This is a genomic window from Halosegnis longus (assembly GCF_009663395.1).
GTDB lineage: Archaea > Halobacteriota > Halobacteria > Halobacteriales > Haloarculaceae > Halosegnis > Halosegnis longus.
Window position 1 is genome coordinate 1 of record NZ_QKNW01000001.1, and the last position, 21,760, is coordinate 21,760.

Below are 21,760 nucleotides of genomic sequence, written 5' to 3' on the forward strand. Positions count from 1 at the left end.
ATCAAGATGTTCCCATTCCGGTGGCGGAGTCGCTATCGGAATGGGAACATCTTGATGGACGGCGGTGAAGGGTACGCGAGTCGGAGTGGCGCTCGCGACGGTATCGAGAGTGTCAAGCGAAACGCACCCAACGCCAAGCGAACGGAGTAGGCGGGTAGAAGGCCAGTACACGCGGGATTGATACTGGCAAGCTGTATTCTGCCTTCTTTCAACCGATCAATCCAGCAGTGTCTCGGGAGAGACAGTCGGCTTCTTCGGTGGTTTGATTAAATCCGTTGGCTAAGAGAACAGTACGACAGTGGGGGGAGACGGTGAACTACGGGATGACTCGCGAGGAGTCTCATCTGTTGTCGGTGTCGTGCTGGTCGTCGCGCTGGCGGTAGCTCTGGCAGGCATTATCTCGACCTTTGCACTCGGATTCACCGACGGGCTTCGAGAGCCCGCACCGAACATCGCACAGTCAAGTGGGGCATTCGTGCCACAGGACGGCACCGACGGTGGAATCGTGTTACTCACGCACGAAGCCGGAGATACCGTCCAGATCGCAGATGTGGAAATCGCAGTACGGGCCAACTGCCGTGAGGGGACCAAGCAGGGGCGAATCGTGAATCTTCCTGCTGGAAACGAGAATGCGATTCGGGTCCCTGATGGGCAAATCGAAGGGCAGAATATCTTTGACGAGCGGTCGCTGAACGCGATCGATAATCCGGTGAGTCAGGTCAATGACGGAGGAGCCTTGTTGCAATCAGCGTACTAGGCCGGCGAGACGATCCTCTTTCGGCTCCCGAAGAACAAGTGCGAACTGACGTCAGGTAATACGGTGACTCTCCGAGTGGTGCACACACCGTCAGAATCGGTGATTATCAGAAAGCAGCTGACAGCGTGAGTTAGCGCGTGAAAGCAGGTTTATCAGCCGCACCAGCACTGATGTGCGGATTCTCTCGTGTGGACCGATCGTGACTCACTGCTCTGCACGGATTGCAACGAGGGCACGGATGAAGCAAACGGTGAACGATCGACTGCAGACACACACCTCGTTTCCGGTGAGATACGTTCACGAAATAACATTAATCGTACACTTTCTACAGTTGATGGGCAGCGTATATCTACCCGGATAAAAGCAGAAATTGTGGTTTTGTCAGCGAGGGGGTCGTGGTACCTTGACTCTCGGAAGGGTTATACCTTACACCGGCCTTGATTTGTTTGCAATGGCAAACGGAAAGGTTGATTTCTTCAACGACACTGGCGGCTACGGTTTCATCTCGACTGACGACGGCGACCTCGACGACGACGAAGACGTGTTCTTCCACATGGAAGACGTCGGCGGCCCGGATCTCGAAGAAGGGACTGAGGTTGAGTTCGATATTGAGTCGTCCCCCAAGGGACCTCGCGCATCGAACGTCGTTCGGCAATAACGAGGACTACACTGTTGCCTCTGGCAACAGACGTGTTCTTCAATTTTTATTTGTGTCTAGTGCTCGCTCAGCAGCGGCACGGTCACTGAACTGTTCACCACAAGCGAGATACTCGACGAGACGATCAACTGCCAGCGGCCGGTACCCCAGCAACTCAACCGAGAAATTCACGCGCCGGGAACCATGGTCGATGAACGGGAATTCCTCCGGCCAGTTGTTGTGGTGGTGTCCGTGGAGGAGCCAGCCCGTCGGATTCGACGGGCCGGCTGCTGGGTCGTGAACGACGTGGAACGGAACACCGCGGTGAGTAAACCGCGTTTCCTCAACGAACTGCACGTGATCCAACTGGTCCAAGACGATGTTGTCGTGGTTCCCGAGGACGAAGACCATCTCGCCGTTGAGCTGTTCCAGCCAATCGAGCAGTGCAGCCGCTTGTGAACGGATCGTCAAATCGCCACCGTATACGACGGTATCGTCTGGGGCAATCTGACCGTTCCACCGCTCGACCAGCGTCTCGTTCATCTCTTCGATTGAACTGAACGGCCGGTCGCAGTACTCGATGATATTGGTGTGGTCGAGATGGAGATCAGAGATGAGGTAATCCATTATCTGTCAGTGTGGATTCGACTACTCATACGTTCCCCTAGGGCGCGTGATAATATCTCACTCGCTGGTGGGATATTGGTGTCTTCTCCGGTGCTCACACTCAGGCCGGATAGCGATCCTGCCACGGCCGCACCCGTTCGTACGCCGCACTTGCAGCGAGGACCGTCTCCTCCGCAAGTCGTGGCCCGACGAGTTGGAAGCCGACCGGCAATCCATCGTCGGTTAGACCCGCAGGCAGGGTTCCAACCGGCTGCCCGGTCATGTTGAACGGTTGAGTGAGTAGCCAACCACGGCGTGGCTCGATCGACTCACCGGCAATCTCGGTCGGTAGCTCACCAATCTCGAACGGTGGCACGCCAAGCGTCGGGCACACGAGTAGATCATACTCGTCGAACAGGTCGGTCATGCCTGCCAGCACCTGCGTCCGAACGCGTTGGGCGGCGGTGAGCGCCTGTGTCGACACCGACTCGGCGTCCAGAATCGTCTCCATCGTCGAGTCAGTCAGTTTGTCGCGGTCGGCACCGCGTGGGTCAAGCCCCTCTTCCGTAAGCCCGTCGAGCAGCCCTTCCCACAACACCGTCGCAAAGGTGTAGTACGCATCGAGGATGTCCTCGTTGGAGAGCCCGAAGTCGGGGTCAGCACGCTCGACGGTCGCACCAGCGGTGGCAAATGCATCGACTGCGTCGCCAACAAGCGTGCGAACGGACTCGGCGACTGGATACACACCCAAATCGGGACTGTAGGCGATTGAGAGGTCAGCAATCGGCTCATCTATCGCATCAGTGTACGAGTGAGTCGGTGTCGGTAGCGAGAACGGATCGGCTGGATGGTCGCCAGCCATCACGTCAAGCATGAGCGCGGCATCCTCGACTGTCCGTGCGAGCGGGCCGATATGGCTGAACGGCGTGTGATGGCTGTACGCGTTCCGCGTGTCTGCAATCGGCACGCGACCAAACGTTGGCTTGAATCCGAATACGCCACAACAGGACGCTGGTGTTCGAATCGACCCACCAGTGTCCGACCCCTGCGCGAGAGGGACAAGGCCGTCTGCCAGCGCTGCTGCGGCACCGCCCGATGACCCACCGGCGACGTAGTCTGGATTGAACGGGGTCCCAGTGTCGCCAGCAACTCGGTTGTGCGTTGTACACCCCAGCCCGAACTCCGGCGTATTCGTCTTGCCGACGACGATTGCGCCGGCGTCGATGAGCCGTTGAGCAAACGGATCCGTTCGCTCTGCGACATTGTCCTCGAACAGGAGTGACCCAGACGTTGTGCGGACGCCTTCCACATCATCCAGGTCCTTGATCGCAATTGGGACGCCGTGGAGCGGGCCATGTGGCTCTCCAGCAGCGAGTGCTTGTTCAGCCTCCACTGCGGTCTCGCGAGCGCGGTCAGCCGTGACGGTGACGAACGCGTTGGTCCGGTCGTTTCGGGCCCGAATCCGTGCGAGCGTTTCGTCGACAACGGTCGTGATCGAGCGGTCGCCCGCACGTATCTCGCGTGCAAGCTCTGCTGCCGACTGGCGGTGGAGTGGTGGACTCATGCTACTCTGGCCGTCACCGGGGTAGTTTGAAAAGCTATCTGCTACTGTGGCGGTGCATCTGTTCGCTAAGCCGATCTTATCATCACTGCTGTTAGTTTATCTGGTTGGTCTGATTAGCTAACCAACAGATTTCCAGCACGACACACCGCAGCGTTCAGTCCACAGCGTATTAAGAGAACGACCCTGACGCTACGTGGCTGTCCCTACCGCGGAACTCCTGATACGGGAACACGGCTGGTCGTCGTTTCAGTGGTGAGAGACTGTGTATCGGGCGCTGCGAACTAATCTTAATTATTGTTATCGTTTACCACGGGGATATTTATCACCATGGCGATAACGGCCCGACATGCTGTCATCGAACAAGGAGGAAACTGGGAGGAGAGACCGCTAAGCAGATGGCTTGCCGCTTTGCTGTCAATATCGATGGCGAGTACAGTGGAGCCGAATATCTCGACCTGGACCACGAGGACTCGGGGCTAATTACGACCGACCGACGCGATGGGGACCGGTACCACGAGTGTCCGCGGGAAACAATCGGTGACGACGAGTTCTGTCTGTTTCACCAGCTCCCGCACGAAGATCCACGGGAGCCAGACGATGTGTATCCGTGGCTGGACGCAGCACCAAGACGCCGCGACGACAAATTCACCGACGGCGTTGTGAGTCGCGTCTTCCGGCGGGCGGTCGAGGGGACGCTCGGGCCTGATGATCCACCCTGTGACGTTGTCGACGGATTTTCCTCGGAGCAACGCACGCACCTTCGCCGTGTCTTCATCGGTAGTCAATTCGATTACTTGGATCTCAAAGACCGGGAACTCGACACTCCCGGACGCCATTCGATCGATCTCCGGCTTAGCCACATTCGAATCTGCAATCTGAACTACGTTCGGATTCGGACGACACTGCAGATGGATGGGGCAGAAATCGGGATTTTCACGGCCAGAAACGGGCATATTGACGAGAGTCTCATCCTCGATGGAATCACCTGTGGCGAGATGGGGCTCAGCGGTGAGGGGGTCCGGACATCGCCCCGGTCTAACTTCGGTGAGCGCGAGCACACGAAATGCTCTATCCACGGGTCCGAGATTGGCTTCATCTTCAGCATGAAAGACGCCCACGTCAACTCGGATGTCACATTCTCCTACGCACATACACACGCCCATCTGGACCTTGCAAACAGTGATATCTCGGGAAAACTGTGGGGCAGCGGGTTCCACGCGGACAACTACGTCTCGCTGGACGGTATCGACATTAGCGGCGACTGCAACATAAAAAATCTCGCGAGCGACCGGTATCTGTCCATCCGGGAAGCCCGCGTTGATGGCGACTGTGAGAGCCAGCGTGTCGATACTGGTCGCTATATCTCGTTGCAAGCGAGTGAGATCGGCGGTGACTGTAATCTGCGCGAGGCATCGACGGGGAGCTACGTGCGGGTCAACGCTGTGATCGGTGGCGGACTCTCGCTTTCGCGAGCGACGATTGAAGACGATATCAAGCTTGGCGAGTGTCACGTGGGGGGCGTGTGTACGCTCCAGAAGACGATTCTCACGCAGGATTTAAATTTCGAAGGGCTAGCCGGAGGCTTCGACATTCGAGCGGCACAGGTTGGCGGAAACATCAATTTCGAGGAGGGGTCCGTCGCGCCCCAGGCCGCAGTCTCTGGACTCCCCGAGTGGATGGATATGCCGACGCCCGCCGATCGAGAGTACGAGCTACGGGTGCGAAAGACACAGGTCGACGGTGGGATCTTCGCTCCGGAAGCTGTCATTCGTGGGTCGGTTAGCATAGACGAGTCAGACATCGACTATCAGTTATCGCTGACCAGTGCGCTCATCACCAACTCGCTGGAAGTGATTCACAGCACGACACAGGTCGTCATCGGGGATGCAGTGCAAGCGGGGTCGATAACACTAGATTACACGACCGTCGATCTGTCCGTCCGGATTCGACGCGCAACCGTCTTTGGGGGCATCTCTCTCGACCATCTCATCGTCGGCGACGACGTTCCCGCAGGCGGGCTTGACTACGGGCTGACACGCACGAACGAACGCGCCTCGCTCGGTGGTGTGAATCTCACCGGGAGCTTTGTCGGTGGACTCTCGCTCGAGCGGAGCGAACTCGACGGCGGCGTTGAGATGTCGTATCTCACGAACACCGGTAACGTTAATCTCGTGAACGCGACGCTCGGGGAGGCATTTGTCGCGAAGTACACGACGACGTTTGGAGATCTCAATGCCGAGTTCGCAACTATCGGTGATCAGGCCAACATCACAGACTCGCTCGTCTGTGGCACCGTGAATCTAAATCACGCTACAGTCGCCAATTCACTGGTGCTGGGGAGTGCGAGCACGTTCGGGAGCGTGCTAATGCGAGCGGCCGAAATTGGCACGGGCGCTGCCCAGTCGAGCGCTGCTGTTCAGCTGTCAAACGCTGCCATTGGTGGCCATCTGAACGCCCGTGAGTCGACGTTCGGTGCAGATTTCAATTTAGCCGGTGCGACAGTCGGTGGCGGCGTCTATCTTGAACAGACGACCTTCGAATCTACCCTCAGGCTTCTTGAGGCCGACTCTGTCCGGCAAGGACGCATTTCGACAACGATCGAAGATAGTATCCGGTTGAACAATGCCGTCATCGAGGGGAACTTCGAACTCTCGGTTACAGATCAAACGCGCACGCAGATTCGAGGCATTATCGACCTTGACGGCGTGACCGTTCACAGTGAAACCGAGGTCGAACTCCCGGCGGCACGATACAGCCCGCGAGTGGTGTCGCTCCGCGGTGCGGAGCTACAGCATGGGACGTTTAGTTATGCCGAGTCTGCAGACACCCTTCCGGGACGATACATCCCCGAGTCTGCGTCACAAGAGACGACGGACGATCCAGACGCCTCCGAGACTGACGCTGCGGGGGACACACCCCAAACGGATGATGATGAGTCGCTTCCGATGCTTCCGGACCTATCCATTTCGAGAGACGAGTATACAGATGTTCCGAGGACCGTCCTCAATCTTGAGCGGGCTACGGTTGGCGACCTCTCGCTGTTTCCGGAGACGCCACAGCCGACCGACCATGTCCACATCCTCGAGACGACATTCAACGGCTTTCGATTCAGTGCCGTCAGGGAAGATTTCAGAAACAGCGATTGGTCGGTCCATGAGGTGCGTGGCGGACAAGAGGGCTACCGGGACTTAGCGGTCGCGAACGCACTGCATGAAATTATCGGTGAGGACGACGAATCACCTGTTGACCGCGAGCACATTGCAGATCGCGCGCTGGAGTTGTTCACCGCCGGACTCGATGACCCAGACTCACTCCGCGAGATGATCTCGCTACCGGCGGACGCGCGCAATCAAAACTCCGCAGAGATTGAGGTCGCAGTCGAGAGCATGGCCGCGCTGGCGGCTGAATCCGACCGGCCCGTCGTCTCGCCACTAATCGCCTCAATCAAGCAAGGTGAGTTTTCGACGACGCGACAGCCACTCACTGCATGTATCCCGTTCACGCGGCTGGCGCGGCAGCTCAACCGCCTGCTGGCTCGCCAGATCATCTTGGATATCCCGGAAGACACAGCGATTGACGCGCCGAACGACACCCGACGCGGCATCGGGCTGATCGCCCAGCAATTCATGATTGCACTTCGGACGTCACAGACCGCTCGAGAGCTGATCTACACGGGAGACCAGAACAACGACCGGCCGACGGTGGGCGACGTGCTTCTGGAAGCGGGCATCGAACCACAACAAGCTGTCAAACCGATACTACAAGCCTCAGTTCCCGACTTATCCGTCGCGCTTGCGTACGCGTTAGATTCCGATTATGAGGGTCTGGACCTCCCACGGGCCGGGATGGACACAGTCGTATACCTCGCAGCAAGTCCCCACCGACCTGGTGGTGCGCTGTTATTACCCAAGGGCGAAGAGATGACGTATCACAATCCCGACCTGGCTCCCGGGGGCATCGGCTATGATGCAGTCACCATCGAAGGGCTTGTCAATCAGGCCCGGTGGCGTGTGTCGGTGCTGGCTGCCATTGAGGAAGCCGACCCGGGTGTGGTCAGACCTACACCTGACCGGATCGAGGCGACATACCTCGCGTTGAAAAACGCCGCGAGCGATGTCGGTGATAATCGAGCAGCGGGTGAATTCTTCACACAGGAAAAGACCTGGGCACGTGCTCGACACCGGCTGTTGAGTAGTCGTCGCCTCCGAGCCAGAGTTGCGCAGTATCGACGACGGCTACGGACGGTGTTACCGCAGGCCGTCCAACCAACCCCGACCGGGCAGGGTGGTGACTCGTCTGATGGGTCAGCAAGTCACGGCGATGGAACCAATGCTGACGCGGGCGATGAAGCGGCCGACACTGAGGCGAACGGAAACGGCGAGCCGGTTGAAGCGACGACTGAGTCAGCCAATCCCGATATCGAAGCGCAGGATGACTCCTCTACCGAAGCTCAAACCACCGCCGAGACGAGCTCTGCAGACACGGCAGAAAACGCGCAAGAGGACGCTCCTCCCGAAGAAGCAGACCCGGCAGAAACGGACGCAACGGCCGTCACGTCGAGCCGGAATCGGTCGCTCGCAGCCGACTCAGAGCAGAAAGCGCTCAACGAGCCACTGGTTCCCGTCCTGTACGCCTACGTGGCGAACAAATTCTTTGACCTGATCGCTGAGTACGGGGAGAAGCCACAGCGTGTCATCGGCTATTCGATACTCGTGGTTATCGCGTTCGCCGGTGCCTTCGGTGGGATCTGGGGGCCAGCCGGCTTCGATACCGGGGGAACGGCTCCGTACGAGCAGCCAATCCTCGGGTACGTGATTGTGAGCCTTGCCTCATTCACGGCATTCGTCATGGGCGGGTCAACCATCATCGCAGCGCCGCTGCTTCGGTTCGTGGCGTTGGTGGAAGCGTTCCTCGGGGCGTTCCTCGTGGGACTGTTCATCTTCGCCCTCACCCGATCAGTGCACCGCTGACGACGCGGCTTTCCTCGAACCGTGGCAGATGCCGCTATTCGACGTCGTCTTCGATGACTGCCAGCAATTCGTCCTCCTCCATGTAGAAGGGGTCTTCATATCCGCACTCATTCGCAATCTTGTAGAGTAGCTGTCCGAGTCGCAGGTCTGGATGCTCCTGCCAGTACTCTTCAACAGCCTCCAGGGTCACCGGAATGCGGTCTGGGTCGCGCATTGGGCGTGTGGACCGTCTGAGCGAACTTGATTTATCGGGCTGGCTTTCTCACGGGGCGCGAACAGTGAGACCAACCCATGCGAGATCACCTGGATGAAGCGACCAGACCCTTGAGTTGCTGTGCTGGCTCACAGCGTTCACGGCTTGTTCAGTTCACAAGCGATTCAATCGCCATCATCAACTGGCGGCTCGGCTCCATCGGCTTGCATCGATCTGAATCCAGAGACGAGCCAATCCGGCAGCGAGCCACCGTGGCGACGGCGTTGTTGATTTTCGAACGCGATGACGTCCTCGACTTTGTGTCGGAACGCCCGAAGGACGTTTTCTCCGGCCTCCGTGAGCTGGAGCTGGCTTGACCGGCCGACTGATTCCACCTCGATGTATCCCCGCTCGGCAAGCGGGTTCACGATGTCCGTGTTGATGTACCGATAGGCGCTGTTCCGGTGGTCGCCGACGGCGTCGAACCCGTCGCGGACAAGTGCGTCCTTGGCGGTGCCATCTTCAGTAACCAGCGTCTCGACGACCGATGCTAACCCAGTAAACTTCGTCTCGTACTCGGAACTTGCTGTGAGCTTGAGTCCGTGGTCGATGAGATGCCGCTTTTTCATCCGCGCAGGGCCGCGGTTGACACCTGCGATAATCGCCATTCCGGCGACGAGCTGCCAGCCCGGTGACTGAATGACGTGATCGGGGAGCATACTTCCGGAGACGAACTCACGGGCCTCTGCACCGTGTTCGACGTCGATATCGAAGGCCCGGGCGTCGGTCGCAGCATCCATGCACGCGAGTGACGCGCCGACCGCGGCGACGCGACCCCCGGCTGCGATATTCACGAACACAGCATCCTGGTCGTTGTCATACTCACTCGCCAGTGTCGTCACTAGCCCCATGACAACGTAGAGGTCGTCGTGTGGACACGGGTGCGTCTCGACGTCGATACCTGCAGCACCGAGTTCATCGGTAAGCGTGGCGACCGTCTCACCGTTCGCGAGCGAGGCGTCGGAGAGAAGATGAACGACGTCGGCCCCCTGCTCGACTGCCGGTTCGACGACAAATTCGACTTCCCGCTGGACGGGCACGATGTGAACGCTCTCCCCGAACATACACGTGGTATGCTCGGACACGGCATAAAATACTGTTTGCGACTATCCTGACAATCAGCATGCCTGATGGGTTTGGTCAGTGCTCCTCGCTTGGCGTAGCCGGGGGAAGGCTAAGTACTCGGCTGCAGAGACACCGAGCGTGGGTGACCCCGACCCAGCAGATGACGCCGACGAGGCGGAGACGTTGGTGGATGAGCTCGCCCAAGCGCGGTCTGAAGACATTCCCCATCACGTCCTCGCGATGGATGCAGACGCACTTCGGCACCGCATTGCAACGGCCGAGGACGTGATGGTGGTCCACGAGAGTCTGCGAGCGCTGACGGTCCAAGTTGACGTCGGGCCGACGCCTCACGATGAACGTACAACTGAGGCACTCATGACGGCGCTCACTCGCCACGACAACGAGCGACTTGCCGTCGCAGCCGTCTCGTACTGCCACCAAGTCAGCCAGGTCGTTCCGGAGCGCGTCGACGAGTACACACGACCGCTCGCAGTTGTGTTAGCTCACGACCAGCCACCGGTGCTGAGTGACCTCTCCACCGACGCGCATCATGGCAGCCTTCGAACGATAATACGCACGCTCAACACGGCGGCTGAGGTGGATGCCAGCGCGGTCGTCCCGTGTATCTCAGGACTTGCGCATTATCTCGACGCCTGGCCGTCACAGCGGAGTCTCCTCGGGTGGATTGTCCAACTGTTCGAACAGGTCGCGATTCCCGATACGGAGACCATCCAATCACGGCCAGCCCATCGACCCTTTTACCGCTGGGGGGTTGTCACGGGCCACGCGACGGCGTTTGCTCCGCACGTGCAGACGCTCGCAAGTGTGACCGATATCTGGGATGAGGTGTGTCGTGGTGCGCTCACAGTCTTGTACGCCGTCACCCGTGCATCGCCGGCGGCTATCGAACCGGCACTTCCAACTGTGATTGACACCTGGCATGCTGCTCACTCCGACCGGCGGTCGTGGATTTGGCTGTACGGCATCCTCTCGGTGGCTCTTGACGAGACACCGGCACTGTTCGACGGCCACGTAGACCGGATTGTCGATGGGATCGCCCGTGACGTGGCCCGGCTGTACGCGCCTCCGCTCGTCTCCCGAGAGCGGTTGACCCGGGCACGGGCCGCACTCCCTGGACAGATGGCGGTGCTCGTTGCCCTCTCGGCTGTGTTTCCAGCGTCGACGGCACGAGCGATGCGCGAGACACGGCTGGCTGAAGTACTGCGCGGTGTTGATGGTGCGATTGATGATCTCACTCCGATGTTAGTGCAGCCCCTCTCGAACAGCGAGCACAGAGCGTGTCACGTGCAATTTTTGGAGCTATTGCATTCCATCGCAACTCGCTATCCAGCGGCAATCGAATCGCACACTGACGTCTTGCAACCGCTTGCAACAGATGGCTCACCAGATGTCTCCCAAGCCGCTAGAAGACTCCTCGCTGCTGCTGGCCTGAACTGATCAGACACGGCGATTGTCAGGACTGTCATGACAGTCTGGACTGTCAGTAACAAGCACCCTTACCGGCTCTCTCCCTCCGACTGTGTATGGGAGAGCGCTACGGCAAGACCGATGGCGACCGACTGGACGTGTCGAACATTCGCGATGGGGACCACGTCGCTGTCGTGTCCGAAATTGTCACGGAAACCCACCAGTCGACACGAACGGCACACCTCAAAGTGAGCGCTACGGGACCGGAAGCCACCGCAGCACCGATCGACGTGGCGGTGCCGTGTGACGCCCTCGACGTTTCGAGGTCGCTGCAGCAGGGGTCACGGCTCCGACTTTCGGTTCGCGACGGTAAGCTCACGGACGCGACATTTGCGCTTGACAAAACGATTCGCGCAGCTGCTGCCCAGTTGCCCACTGATCGCTATGCCGTTCCCGTGACCTGGAGCGGGACGTCAGCTGGGCAGACCCAGCTGACAAACCACGTCCAGCCACTGGCCCGGAACCACTCACTGCTGGTGACAGGTGAACCGGGCGCTGGCAAGACCGAGTTCATCAAACTGCTCCTCCCACAAATCGAGGCCCGACCGGATGAGCCGGTGGTCGTGTTCAATTTCAAAGACGACTACTCCGAGTGGGCACTCCACGAGACGAATCGCGAGGTCGTTCGCCTCTCGCTTGACGGCTCGACGGACTACTGGAATATCTTCCGCGAGGTCGAAGACGAAGATACGTTCGCTCAACTCGGCCATACGCTGTTTGATGAGGCCGAACGCACTGCGAAGAACCCGTTCTTTCCCCGCACAGCCCGACAGCTCACCGTCGCGGTCATGACGTATCTCCACCGTGAGGCGAAGCGAAGCAAACACAGCGCCGACAATCGGGAACTCGTCTCGTTCCTGAATCGGTTCGGGAACAAGGACGTCCACCAGCTCCTCGACAGCGACGAACACGCGGATCTACGCGGGGCAATCAGCGCAATCAACCCGGATGCATCGAAGCAATCGGTCGGGGTGTACTCGACGCTCCAATCAATCGTTCAGGAGGTGCTTACGGGCGATTTCGCAGCAGCAGATGGCGAGTTTTCAATTCGGGAGTACATCGAGAACCCCGATAACCGACTACTGCTGCTCGATTATCCGATTCGAGAGGGCGACCGAATGGGGCCCATCTACAAGTTCTTCATCGACCGAGCGATCCAGCTCATGATTGATGACCCCAACCGAGGTGGGTACTTCGTCCTCGATGAGTTTGCTCGTGTCCCGCAGTTGGAGATGCTCGACACACTCGTGGCCACCGGACGGGCCCAACAGACCCAAGCCATCCTGGGCGTCCAGAGCCTCTCCCAGCTCGCGCAGCAGTACGGCGACGCGACAGTGGATTCGATCCTGAGCGGGCTCACACAGGAGGTGCATCTCCGGTCGGGTGACCAGCGGACCGTCGAGTACGTCCGCGACCGGCTCGGGACGAGCGACCAGGTGACGTACTCGTTTGCCGATGAAGCGAGCGTGAACGGCAAGCCGGTCACGAAGACGGTGTCAAGCACACCGATGACCGGCCAGCTACAGCGACTCGGTGACGGCGAAGCGATTATCTACGCGACACGTGGGTGGGTCCACGCGAAGCTTCCCATGTGGAATGAACTCTCCGAGGCGACCCAGCGTGAACTCAGGAAAACGCCTCACCACTCGCTCGGTCGGACGGGTCGGGACGATGACTAACTGAATACAGGTCACTAGCGATCAGCACAATGACAGAGACGTTAGACGCCCGGTACAACTACGCCGACGACGTCGACCCGACAGCCGCCGAGTTTCTCGGTAGCGCCCACGATATCGCCTACGGCGAATCGGGGCGCACGGCAACCGGTGTGAAGGAGATTTACTCCGCAGAGGGCGAACGGCTCGGCGACATTGTCGTCTGGGCGCGCGACCTCCCGGCCGGCCTGAATGATATCTATCGAGTCGAAACGGATGCCGACGGCGAATTTGTCTCCGTTGAGACGGGCGACGATATTGCCGACGCCTTTTATACCGTCCGTTAGCTCAGCCTCTGGTCACGTAGAGGGATAGTCTGCGCTCAGCCCTTGGCGGTTGAATAAATCGACGAGCGTTCCCACGACAGTATACGAGCCACTTACACTGGCGGTCTTCTTACTGACGGGTGATGCTCACGGATCGCCTCCGTCGCTGGGTCCTCTTTGATGGGTCACGGCTCACCGTGACCGCTGTCGGGCTCATCGTCGCATATCTGCTCCTCGGGCCAATCGGGCACATTCTGCTCTCGCAGGTGATCACGCCCGACCACAGTATTCAGGGCTCTATTCCGCTGGTAACGACGTTCCTGAGTGGCGATCTCCTGCTCGTCTCTATCGTCGTCTCGGTTAACTCACTGTACACGAGTCAGGAACAGACGCCACTCGACCAGCAGGCTGAGCGGATCGAGGCTGTCGGTGAGTTCCGAAACGAGTTCGAGGAGCTCGTCGATGAACCGATTAGCCCGTCTGAGCCGGTTCGGTTTCTCCAACTGCTCACCGGCGCGATTCTCTCGGAGGCGCAGACACTCAGGAACGGTGGCGCTGATAACGTGGATGTCGATGCTGACGTGAAGGAGTTCGTCGCCGAAATCAGCGAGCAAACCGAGCGCGTCAACAGCCAACTGGAAGATGCAACCACGTCCCTCGATCTGGTGTTAGCGACGCTGAGCTACGAGTACAGCCGACTTGCAAACGGCCTACGGCGCTTCCGGAGCCAGTACGGTGATGACCTGACCGACGCGGAGCGCGAGCGAATCGAACGGATGCTCGCGTTGCTCCGACACTTCGCCACCGCACGCGAGTATTTCAAGACCCTGTATCTCAGCCGCGAGTTCGCACGCCTCTCGAAACAGCTCCTGTATCTCTCACTTCCGGTGATTCTGATGGCGTCGTTCGTGCTCCTACACAGCAGTATCATCCCCGAGACGCACGACATTACGACGGTGCTCATCATCTTCGCGCTGTCGCCGTTCTTCCTGTTGGCGGCATTCACCGTCCGCGTGGCGACGGTGACAATCAGGACACGGGCAGCCGGGCAGTTCGTCGTCGAGGAGTAATCCTCCGAACCACGCCCGCCGTGCAATCGCGGCGTCTGCGTTCCTCGCATTGCAGTCCGTTTCGGTCCGCCAAGCAGGGGACCCAGCGGTTATACACACGCCAATCGTGTGCTGCATATGGATATCCAGGACGTGCTTCCGCAAGATTCGATTCCGAGTATCGACGAGCCGTCGTTTGGCGCGTCGTACTTCGGTGACGACGACGATGACGTCATCGTCGTTGGAAGCGATCCGCCACGCGCGTATCCGGTTCGCATCCTCAGCTATCACGAAATCGTCAACGACGTACTCGATGGAAGCTTCCACTCCGGTACGTTCACATCTTCAGACGCCTCCGACGAGCAGCTTCCAATCGCGGTTACGTGGTGTCCCATCTGTGCCAGCGGCATTGTCTACGTCCGCGCGGCGGGTGGGCAGGTACTGACGTTCGGTACCTCCGGAAAGCTCGCTGACGACGCGCTCGTGATGTACGACCAGGAGACCGAATCGGAGTGGAAACAACCGCTCGGAGAAGCCATCACTGGGCCGCTCGACGGGGAGTCACTGCCGGTCGTCCCTGCGTCCATGATGCCATGGCACCAGTTCCGCGAGGCGTATCCGGATGGCATCGTGCTACAGCCTGTGTACGGCGGCGAGCGCGACCCGCGGGAGGGCTCGCCCAAAACGGCGTACGACATGACGCCATACGAGCGATACGAGTCGAAGGAGGCATTCGGCCTGCGAGCGATGCGTGGCGAAGGACCGGAACGGACGTGGGACAGAGACGACATCAGCGCGAAAACGACGGTACTGGGCATTGTCCACGATGGCGACGCGGTGGGGTACCCGCTGCCCATGATTCAATCGGAAGGCGGTGTCGTCTCTGATTCCGTCGGTGGACGCAGCGTGCTCATCGTCAGTAGTGGCGATAATATTCACGCCTTCGCGCATCCAGGCGGCCAGTTCGAATTTCGCGACGAGACGCTGTACGGCGACGGTGTGTCGTGGAACCTCGCGACCGGAGAAAGCAGCGACGGCCGGCAGTTGACACGGCTTCCAGCCCGCCGTCTTTACGCGTTCGCGTGGCAAGATGACCACGGCCGAGAGAGCTTTTACGGACTCAACTGACTCCTCTGGAGTGCATCTCAGGTTGTGGTAGTGTCTTCTGTCCGCTCACAATCTGCACAGAATCGCGTATGCCGCCGGAAATGCCCTGAGCGGATATTTGTGGTAATTTCCACCGCGTTGCACGATAGATAGTTTCGTTCAAATCCAGGGGCATTAGCTGATGTCCTGGCCCCATTCGCGAAACTGCTCAGTGATTGCCTCAGGGTCCGCAGTGGCCACAGTTGCTTCGGAAGATTTCGCCCATTGGCTCTGCTTGATCGGCCTCGCGCTGGAGACACTCGTTAAGATCGGCCAGCATGTTGTGTTCCGAAACGATGTCTATGTCGTGTTCTGCAGTCCTGATGAGGTCGTGGAACTCCCCCTTCGGTCGACGACTCATGTGTCGAACGAGGGTATCAACTGGTTCACTGCGGTCCAGATCCGCCCCAAGGAGACGGCTCAAGCCGCCGTCCTGTGGGTCCAATGGGACCACGAGCACGTCCAGGCCGGCGCGGGCGTGTGCGACGGCGAGATTCGCGGTAGTGGTTGACTGGTTCAGCAAGCGTGCTGAGGAGGCGCTCCGGACCCGCGTGTCACGATTCGACTCACGGCTCGGACTCGATGACGTGCCCGTATGGGTCGGAGAAATTGATGACCGGTGGGTGAGTACGACGATGAAACGGTTCGTCTCAGTTGGCGGTTGATTTTGGTACCTTTCGAATCCAAGATTATGCCATCGTTCACGAATTAGCCCACTCAGTGCATGGAGAACACGTCGACGCGTTCCGGAATACGGTCGGTGCTCTTCTCCCCGACTACGAAGATCGTCGTGAATGGCTCAGAGTGAACGGGAACGCTCTGGCTATGTGATAGCCTCCGCCCTGTCCTGTGCGTATTTGCGTGCATGAGCGCACAATCAGTCCTCGTTTGAGGAACTCAACAACGAAGTTATGCTCACCATCGCTCTCTGTTTACATCCGGTTGGGTTCTGAGGCCTAGGACGGCTGATTTCGGCACCATCAAATCTAAAACGCCGCTATTTTTCACAGGACTCCGTAACGGATCTCATCGAGCTGAACAAAGTCGAACAGCGCGAGAGCCGGTAGCTACCGGATTCCGAGCACCCACCGTACGATTTCTGAGGCGGTGAACAGCCCACCCTCCAGCCGCGACAACACCCGACCGGTCCAGAGCGCAGCGACCATGAGCAGGGAGACGACAGCCAGCCACGCGAACGTCTCCAGTGCCACGCCACTCACCGCGAGTGGACGCACGACGGCCGCAACGCCGAGTATTCCGGTGACGTTGTAGATGTTGCTCCCGACGACGTTGCCGACCGAGACGCCGAGACTCCCCCGCTGGATGGCGACGAGCGAGACGGCAAACTCCGGGGTCGAGGTGCCGGCCGCGACGATAGTGCCGCCGATGACCCACTCGGAGATGCCGGCGCCGCGCGCGAGTTCGGAGGCAGCGACCACCATGAAGTCGCCGCTCACCAACACCACCGCCAGCCCGCCGACGAGGAGCGCGACGTCGCGGCCGCGGAAGCTGACCTGCTCGGTGACCGCACGGGTCAGGCTCGGGGTGTCGGCCGAGTCGTCGGCCGCCGACGGCTCCGGGCGATTAGTGCGGAGCAGATAGGCGGTGTAGCCGGCGAACAGCCCCACCAGCACGACGCCCTCCAGTCGCGTGACCTGGAGGTCGGCGAGGGCGATACCGCCGACGGCCGTGGCTGCGAGTAACGCGAGTCCGTCGCGGTGGAGCAGCGACTTCTGAATCGGTATCACGCGCAACAGCGAGACCACCCCGAGGATGAAGGCCAGATTGTAGATGTTCGAGCCGAGCACGTTCGCGACCGCGATATCGCCGATTCCCTTGAGCGCGGCATCGACCGAGACCGACAGCTCCGGCGTGGAGGTGCCCATCGCGACGATGGTGAGCCCGATAGTCAAATCCGAGAGCCCGAACCGGCGCGCCAGTCGGACGACGGCGTCGACCAGCAGCCGCGCTCCGACCCACAGCCCGAGTATCGAGAGGACGATGACGCCGAGTTGGACGACTGGCCCACCTTGTACCATCGCACGTAGAGACCAGGCAGCGACCAATCAATGTTTGGTACTCGTCCACACGTGTACCCGACGCTATCGTCTCACCCGTCAAGCCGCTCTTGAATCCCGAACCAATGGGTGACGGTACCGGCGTCGTCGGGAACCGGCACGAGCGAGACGCGATTCCGGAACCGCTCGCCGTCCTGTCGGTAGTTCCACAGCTCGACGGTCGCCGGCTCCCACGTCCGGAGAGCCTCGTGGAGTCGTTCGAGGGGGTCGGGTTCGGTGTCTGGCCCCTGGAGAAATCGGGGGTTTTCCCCGACGAGAGCATCGAGGTCATAACCCGATAGCTCCCGGAAGTAGCGGTTCGCGTAGAGAATCGGATTATCCTCGTAGGCGGCACCGGACAGTACCACGCCGAAGGGGGCGTCGTCGAGCACCCACGCCTTCCAGAGCAGCCGTCGCTCGCGGTCGAGGAGTTCGTCGGTGGGAACGGGGACGGCGTCGGGGTCGAACGACTCGTACGGCTCGACCGAGGCGACGTACTCGGTCGCGGCGGCGGCGAAGGTCGCCGGCTCGCTGGTGAGTAGCTCACGGAGCGCCGCTCGGTCGATCATCACACGCGTGTCGGTGGGCGACGAGAAAGGGGCTGTCGGTTGTCGATATCGTCAGCTCTCGCCGGGCGGTGAGAGCGTCCGGCCGAACTCGTCGAACTCCTCCAGCGAGTCGGGGTACTCACTCGGGAGGGCGCGCTGCTCGCGGTTGTCGGTGAGCGGGCCGATTTCCTCGGCGACGGGTTCCCAGCCGGGTTTGACCTTCACGCTCTTTGCCGGCGTGCCGGTGGCGATGTGGTGGGCGGGCACGTCACCGAGCGTCGTGGAGCCGGAGCCGACCATCGCGTTCTCGCCGATGCGACAGCCGGCCGTTATCATGGCCCCGTAGCCGAGTCGCACGTCGTCGGCCAGTATCGTCTCGTAGTTCGTCACGTCCGTCTGGTCGACGGTGTCGTGGTTGTGGGTGTGTATGTGCGCCTCGTCGGCGACGGAGACGCGGTCGCCGATGGTGAGCTTCCCCCGGTCGTCGAGCAACACGTTGTTGTGGACGACCGCGTTGTCGCCCATCTCGATGTTGTGACCGCACTGAATCTTGATACCGCCGAAGAGCCGGAGCCCGTCGCCGGCCTCGGCAAAGAGGTGGTCGGCGAGCACCTGCCGGAACGGAAGCGCGAAGGCGAGGTTGTTCGCCAGCGGCGACTGGTCGAAGCCGTTCCAGAGATAGCGGAGACACTTCGCCTCCTGAAGCGCCGACAGCTCCTGTTCTGCCCAGCGCTCCGTCTCGATGAGCGCGTGTTCGGGGTTGTAGCTCTCGACGCGCATCCGCGTCATCGGCGGGAGCGACTCCCCGGAGAGATACCGCTCGTACGTCTCCGTGTCGTCGTACAAGTCGGCGAGAATCTCTCCGACCGCCGCGGCGGTGTCTCCCGCAGAGAGCCGTCGGTCGACGTACTCGACGGTCTCGTCGATTGTCGCCTGTACCGCGGGCGGCACCTCGACGTGCCGCTTCGTCATTCGTGGGTCGCCCCCGCGCTCGCGACGACAGCAGTTTGTGACTCGGTCCAGCCCACTATCCGGACATCCGCTCTCATATCTCCTTCTATGACTAATATCCGATAAGTGCTTTGGCGGTACGCATATGTTTCGTATCAGTTTCTGCCGTATATCTGTGTGAACATACAGTTATTTGAACTCATCCAGGAGTAGCCAGCGACTCGATAGGGCGCGCTGGGGGATAATCACGGCTGGCTCGTACAGTCGAGTGTCGGAGGGGTTTTACGGCGTCGGGGACCAACAGTAAACTGACGGCACGGTTGGACAGCCACCTTTCAGCCTACGTGGTTTCCACGTGGGTGTGCCGCTGTCTTCCCTACCCCGTCTTTCCCAACACCGACGAGCGGCGCGGCCGTGTCTGGATGTTACGTGCGTATGCGACGGGTCTATATTCCACGCATGGTAGTAGGTAGCGTGGCACGTGAGGAGCTGTCCTCGACCGGACGCCGACTGTTGGGGGCCATCGCCCAACTGCAGCGGCGCGGACGGCTCGAAGACATCAGAGAGCGGGCGCCACACACGCAGCGACTCCAGTATCACCTCGCGATGCTCGTTCGGGACGGCTACCTGACCGTGACCAACCGTCACCCCCAGGAGTACATCCTCACCGACGCCGGAACGAGGGCGCTGACGGAGAGAGACACAGCGACGCATCCGAGCGTCGGCGTCTGAGCGCAGCATCCTCGTTATCGTGAGTCGATACACTCGCCGGCAGTCTCGACCGCCGTCTCGGTGACTCGCACCTGCCCGTCGTACAGCAGACAGTCGTCGGCGTTCCACGCGAGCGACCCCGACCAGTCGTCGCCCGTGACCGTGAGTTCGTGGCGACCGCTCTCGCCGACGACGACCTCGAACGCCCGAGCGACGCCGGCGTCGATTCGGTCCGTCTCCTCCTCGTAGGTTTCGCCGTCCGGCCCGGTGACGGTCACCCGTGCGTCGACCGGGTCGGCAGTGTCGTTGCTGACCGTGAGGTCGAGTCGTCCGGGGTCTCGGGTCGAGGAACAGCCCGCGAGCGCGGACGCGAGCGCCGCGCCCCCGAGCAGAAGGGTTCGTCTGGTCGACCCTGATGGGGTGTGTGGTGGCACGAAAATCACTCAGTAGTCCCAGTAGCGGTTCACGCGGGAAGCAATTTCGGGGTGCGTCTCGCGGATGGTCTCGGAGTTGCGCTCGCCGTCGACGTTGATGACGTGGACCTCCCCGCGGTCGCCCCCGTAGCGGTCCTGGAAGTCGTACACACAGCCGGCGAGGGTTACGTCCTCGGAGACGTGTGGGCTGTCGGAGAGTGCCGAAATCTGTGCGTCGACGTTGTACTCGACCAGCCGGTCGATGGCGGCAGCGCGGTCGAGGTCGTGCGGGAGACGTTCAACGCCCGCCTCCAGTCGGGGGGCGAGCAGGTCGATGCAGTGTTCGATGCCCGGCGGCTCGGATACGTCACCGGCGAGAGCGTCGTACGTCGCGGTGACGGCTCCACAGCCGGTGTGCCCGAGGACGACGGCCGTCTTCGTGTCGGTGTGAACGAGCGGATACAACACGTCACCCGAGACGACGGTCGCGCCGTCGTGGACTTGGACGACGCGATTCCCGATGTTGCCGACGGTGAACACCTCCCCCGGCTGGTCGGTGCCGAAGGCGTCGGCCTGGAGCACGCGCGAGTCGGAACAGCAGACGGTGACGGCGTCCGGCTGTTGGCCCTCCTGCAAGTGGCCGAAGGAGCCGGCCACGCGTTTCGTGTGCTCCCGGTTGCCGGCGAGCAGCGAGGCGAGGGTACTCATGCCGGCGCTACGCCAGGGGTGTAGTTGGCTCTCCGAGAACCGGCAATCTTAGCCGTCGAACTCGGCGGCCAGCGCGTCGAGACCGGGGTGAAACTCGGTGGTGTGGGGAGCGGTGAGCGGGGAAACCGACACTTTTCCGTCGACGACGGTGCGGCGGTCGGTCCCTTCGGCGTCGGGGATGTCGCCGTCGGCCATGCGCTTCCAGATGCGGTCTTTGATGTGGATGGTGTCGCCGTCGCGTTCGGCGTCCATGTCGTAGGTGTGGCTCGGCCGCGTGACGACCATCTCGGTCGGGGCCTGCTCCGCGACCGGACAGTTGACGTTGAGGTAGTCGGCGTGTTCGAAGACGCCGGAATCGAGCGTGTTAGCGACGAGATACTCGGTCGTGTCGGCGGCGAGGGCGTAGGCGCTCGCGGGCGTCTCCGTCTCTGCGAAGACGAAGTCCTCCGACAGGGGGACGTACAGCGAGACGGCGATTGCGGGCACGTCGAAGAACGCGGCCTCGACGGCAGCGGAGACCGTGCCGGAGCGACCGAGCACGTACTCGCCGAGGTTCGCGCCCCGGTTGCAGCCGGAGACGACGATGTCCGGGTCGATATCGAGTGCGCCAAGCGCCGCAACGACGCAGTCGGTCGGCGTCCCTTCGACGGCGTAGCCGTACTCGTGGGTGCGGATATCGACCTCGTGGTTGAGCGCGCGGCCGACGGCGGACTGGTCGTCGACGGGAGCGACGGCCGTGACGGTCACGTCGTCCATCGCGTCGAGCGTGCGGTAGAGAACGCCGAGTCCGGCGGCGTCGATGCCGTCGTCGTTCGTGAGGAGTACGTCCATGCTGGCCGTTCGGGGCCGAACGGAA

General features: G+C 60.7%; 22 protein-coding genes and 1 pseudogene. 12 read left to right on the top strand and 11 right to left on the bottom strand.

Annotation, left to right across the window (positions count from 1 at the left end; translation table 11 throughout):
* Positions 1–6: 6 nt before the first annotated feature.
* The 3 genes from DM818_RS15100 (at position 7) to DM818_RS00015 (ending at position 1,415) form a co-directional block, all read left to right on the top strand.
* Positions 7–150 carry a YegP family protein gene (locus DM818_RS15100; protein ID WP_268891831.1) on the top strand — a complete coding sequence of 48 codons (144 nt, stop codon included), beginning with the start codon at positions 7–9 and terminating at the stop codon, positions 148–150.
* Between the two features lie 148 nt (positions 151–298).
* Positions 299–757, top strand: a complete 459-nt coding sequence (locus DM818_RS00010; protein WP_079988834.1) for a type IV pilin — start codon at positions 299–301, stop codon at positions 755–757.
* A 451-nt stretch (positions 758–1,208) separates the two neighbouring features.
* A complete protein-coding gene (locus DM818_RS00015; RefSeq protein ID WP_075936280.1) occupies positions 1,209–1,415 on the top strand; it encodes a cold-shock protein in 207 nt (68 codons plus the stop codon).
* Positions 1,416–1,454: 39 nt separating this feature from the next.
* On the opposite strand, the gene DM818_RS00020 is transcribed toward DM818_RS00015, so the two are convergent.
* Together DM818_RS00020 and DM818_RS00025 are read right to left on the bottom strand one after the other, a co-directional pair.
* Positions 1,455–2,021, bottom strand: a complete 567-nt coding sequence (locus DM818_RS00020) for a metallophosphoesterase (RefSeq protein ID WP_075936279.1) — start codon at positions 2,019–2,021, stop codon at positions 1,455–1,457.
* Between the two features lie 100 nt (positions 2,022–2,121).
* On the bottom strand, positions 2,122–3,564 hold the full coding sequence (locus DM818_RS00025; RefSeq protein ID WP_075936278.1) for an amidase: 1,443 nt from the start codon (positions 3,562–3,564) through the stop codon (positions 2,122–2,124).
* A gap of 395 nt (positions 3,565–3,959) precedes the next feature.
* Here DM818_RS00025 and DM818_RS00030 point away from each other — a divergent pair, with 395 nt between their 5' ends.
* Positions 3,960–8,534: a hypothetical protein gene (locus DM818_RS00030; protein WP_153952177.1), complete on the top strand. Its 4,575-nt coding sequence runs from the start codon at positions 3,960–3,962 to the stop codon at positions 8,532–8,534.
* A gap of 34 nt (positions 8,535–8,568) precedes the next feature.
* Here the strand turns inward: DM818_RS00030 and DM818_RS00035 are convergent, their stop codons facing one another.
* Positions 8,569–8,748, bottom strand: a complete 180-nt coding sequence (locus DM818_RS00035; protein ID WP_075936276.1) for a DUF1040 family protein — start codon at positions 8,746–8,748, stop codon at positions 8,569–8,571.
* 164 nt (positions 8,749–8,912) lie between these two features.
* On the bottom strand, positions 8,913–9,851 hold the full coding sequence (locus DM818_RS00040; RefSeq protein ID WP_153952178.1) for an HFX_2341 family transcriptional regulator domain-containing protein: 939 nt from the start codon (positions 9,849–9,851) through the stop codon (positions 8,913–8,915).
* Positions 9,852–9,990: 139 nt separating this feature from the next.
* On the opposite strand from DM818_RS00040, the gene DM818_RS00045 reads away from it, so the two are divergent.
* The 5 genes from DM818_RS00045 (at position 9,991) to DM818_RS00065 (ending at position 15,498) form a co-directional block, all read left to right on the top strand.
* Complete coding sequence (locus DM818_RS00045) at positions 9,991–11,310, top strand: hypothetical protein (RefSeq protein ID WP_153952179.1); 1,320 nt, start codon at positions 9,991–9,993, stop codon at positions 11,308–11,310.
* An 86-nt stretch (positions 11,311–11,396) separates the two neighbouring features.
* Positions 11,397–13,019, top strand: a complete 1,623-nt coding sequence (locus DM818_RS00050; protein WP_153952180.1) for a type IV secretory system conjugative DNA transfer family protein — start codon at positions 11,397–11,399, stop codon at positions 13,017–13,019.
* 29 nt (positions 13,020–13,048) lie between these two features.
* Positions 13,049–13,342 carry a hypothetical protein gene (locus DM818_RS00055; protein WP_153952181.1) on the top strand — a complete coding sequence of 98 codons (294 nt, stop codon included), beginning with the start codon at positions 13,049–13,051 and terminating at the stop codon, positions 13,340–13,342.
* 122 nt (positions 13,343–13,464) lie between these two features.
* Positions 13,465–14,391, top strand: a complete 927-nt coding sequence (locus tag DM818_RS00060) for a hypothetical protein (protein WP_075936271.1) — start codon at positions 13,465–13,467, stop codon at positions 14,389–14,391.
* A 117-nt stretch (positions 14,392–14,508) separates the two neighbouring features.
* The gene (locus tag DM818_RS00065; RefSeq protein WP_123124054.1) at positions 14,509–15,498 is read left to right on the top strand and encodes a DUF3179 domain-containing (seleno)protein; all 990 of its coding nucleotides are present in this window, start codon (positions 14,509–14,511) and stop codon (positions 15,496–15,498) included.
* A 229-nt stretch (positions 15,499–15,727) separates the two neighbouring features.
* Here DM818_RS00065 and DM818_RS15105 read toward each other — a convergent pair.
* A pseudogene (locus DM818_RS15105) lies at positions 15,728–16,039 on the bottom strand (ParA family protein); the annotation flags it as partial.
* Between DM818_RS15105 and DM818_RS15110 the strand changes: the two are divergent.
* Positions 16,020–16,181: a hypothetical protein gene (locus tag DM818_RS15110; protein WP_233571947.1), complete on the top strand. Its 162-nt coding sequence runs from the start codon at positions 16,020–16,022 to the stop codon at positions 16,179–16,181. The pseudogene DM818_RS15105 and the gene DM818_RS15110 sit on opposite strands and share 20 nt — an antisense overlap.
* A gap of 55 nt (positions 16,182–16,236) precedes the next feature.
* The gene (locus DM818_RS15115; protein WP_233571946.1) at positions 16,237–16,347 is read left to right on the top strand and encodes a hypothetical protein; all 111 of its coding nucleotides are present in this window, start codon (positions 16,237–16,239) and stop codon (positions 16,345–16,347) included.
* A 236-nt stretch (positions 16,348–16,583) separates the two neighbouring features.
* Here the strand turns inward: DM818_RS15115 and DM818_RS00075 are convergent, their stop codons facing one another.
* The 3 genes from DM818_RS00075 to DM818_RS00085 form a co-directional block, all read right to left on the bottom strand.
* Positions 16,584–17,555 (bottom strand): calcium/sodium antiporter, encoded by a 972-nt coding sequence (locus DM818_RS00075; RefSeq protein WP_123124053.1) that lies wholly within the window; start codon positions 17,553–17,555, stop codon positions 16,584–16,586.
* A 71-nt stretch (positions 17,556–17,626) separates the two neighbouring features.
* Positions 17,627–18,142: a PAS domain-containing protein gene (locus tag DM818_RS00080; protein ID WP_123124052.1), complete on the bottom strand. Its 516-nt coding sequence runs from the start codon at positions 18,140–18,142 to the stop codon at positions 17,627–17,629.
* A 51-nt stretch (positions 18,143–18,193) separates the two neighbouring features.
* Complete coding sequence (locus DM818_RS00085) at positions 18,194–19,093, bottom strand: acyltransferase (protein ID WP_123124051.1); 900 nt, start codon at positions 19,091–19,093, stop codon at positions 18,194–18,196.
* A 453-nt stretch (positions 19,094–19,546) separates the two neighbouring features.
* Here DM818_RS00085 and DM818_RS00090 point away from each other — a divergent pair, with 453 nt between their 5' ends.
* On the top strand, positions 19,547–19,804 hold the full coding sequence (locus DM818_RS00090; protein WP_075936265.1) for a hypothetical protein: 258 nt from the start codon (positions 19,547–19,549) through the stop codon (positions 19,802–19,804).
* A 14-nt stretch (positions 19,805–19,818) separates the two neighbouring features.
* Here the strand turns inward: DM818_RS00090 and DM818_RS00095 are convergent, their stop codons facing one another.
* Genes DM818_RS00095 through surE form a run of 3 tightly spaced genes read right to left on the bottom strand, consistent with a single transcriptional unit; the run spans position 19,819 to position 21,735 of the window.
* The gene (locus tag DM818_RS00095) at positions 19,819–20,217 is read right to left on the bottom strand and encodes a hypothetical protein (RefSeq protein WP_197738595.1); all 399 of its coding nucleotides are present in this window, start codon (positions 20,215–20,217) and stop codon (positions 19,819–19,821) included.
* 9 nt (positions 20,218–20,226) lie between these two features.
* Positions 20,227–20,904, bottom strand: coding sequence for a carbonic anhydrase (locus DM818_RS00100; protein ID WP_123124049.1), 678 nt, complete (start codon positions 20,902–20,904; stop codon positions 20,227–20,229).
* Positions 20,905–20,952: 48 nt separating this feature from the next.
* Positions 20,953–21,735: a 5'/3'-nucleotidase SurE gene (gene surE, locus DM818_RS00105; protein ID WP_123124048.1), complete on the bottom strand. Its 783-nt coding sequence runs from the start codon at positions 21,733–21,735 to the stop codon at positions 20,953–20,955.
* Positions 21,736–21,760: the final 25 nt, after the last annotated feature.

Coding starts and splice junctions, on each gene's coding strand:
- DM818_RS15100 (WP_268891831.1), top strand. CDS start 7: ATGTTCCCATTCCGGTGGCGGAGTCGCTATCGGAATGGGAACATCTTG.
- DM818_RS00015 (WP_075936280.1), top strand. CDS start 1,209: ATGGCAAACGGAAAGGTTGATTTCTTCAACGACACTGGCGGCTACGGT.
- DM818_RS00020 (WP_075936279.1), bottom strand. CDS start 2,021: ATGGATTACCTCATCTCTGATCTCCATCTCGACCACACCAATATCATC.
- DM818_RS00025 (WP_075936278.1), bottom strand. CDS start 3,564: ATGAGTCCACCACTCCACCGCCAGTCGGCAGCAGAGCTTGCACGCGAG.
- DM818_RS00030 (WP_153952177.1), top strand. CDS start 3,960: ATGGCTTGCCGCTTTGCTGTCAATATCGATGGCGAGTACAGTGGAGCC.
- DM818_RS00035 (WP_075936276.1), bottom strand. CDS start 8,748: ATGCGCGACCCAGACCGCATTCCGGTGACCCTGGAGGCTGTTGAAGAG.
- DM818_RS00040 (WP_153952178.1), bottom strand. CDS start 9,851: ATGTTCGGGGAGAGCGTTCACATCGTGCCCGTCCAGCGGGAAGTCGAA.
- DM818_RS00050 (WP_153952180.1), top strand. CDS start 11,397: ATGGGAGAGCGCTACGGCAAGACCGATGGCGACCGACTGGACGTGTCG.
- DM818_RS00055 (WP_153952181.1), top strand. CDS start 13,049: ATGACAGAGACGTTAGACGCCCGGTACAACTACGCCGACGACGTCGAC.
- DM818_RS00060 (WP_075936271.1), top strand. CDS start 13,465: ATGCTCACGGATCGCCTCCGTCGCTGGGTCCTCTTTGATGGGTCACGG.
- DM818_RS00065 (WP_123124054.1), top strand. CDS start 14,509: ATGGATATCCAGGACGTGCTTCCGCAAGATTCGATTCCGAGTATCGAC.
- DM818_RS00075 (WP_123124053.1), bottom strand. CDS start 17,555: ATGGTACAAGGTGGGCCAGTCGTCCAACTCGGCGTCATCGTCCTCTCG.
- DM818_RS00080 (WP_123124052.1), bottom strand. CDS start 18,142: ATGATCGACCGAGCGGCGCTCCGTGAGCTACTCACCAGCGAGCCGGCG.
- DM818_RS00085 (WP_123124051.1), bottom strand. CDS start 19,093: ATGACGAAGCGGCACGTCGAGGTGCCGCCCGCGGTACAGGCGACAATC.
- DM818_RS00100 (WP_123124049.1), bottom strand. CDS start 20,904: ATGAGTACCCTCGCCTCGCTGCTCGCCGGCAACCGGGAGCACACGAAA.
- surE (WP_123124048.1), bottom strand. CDS start 21,735: ATGGACGTACTCCTCACGAACGACGACGGCATCGACGCCGCCGGACTC.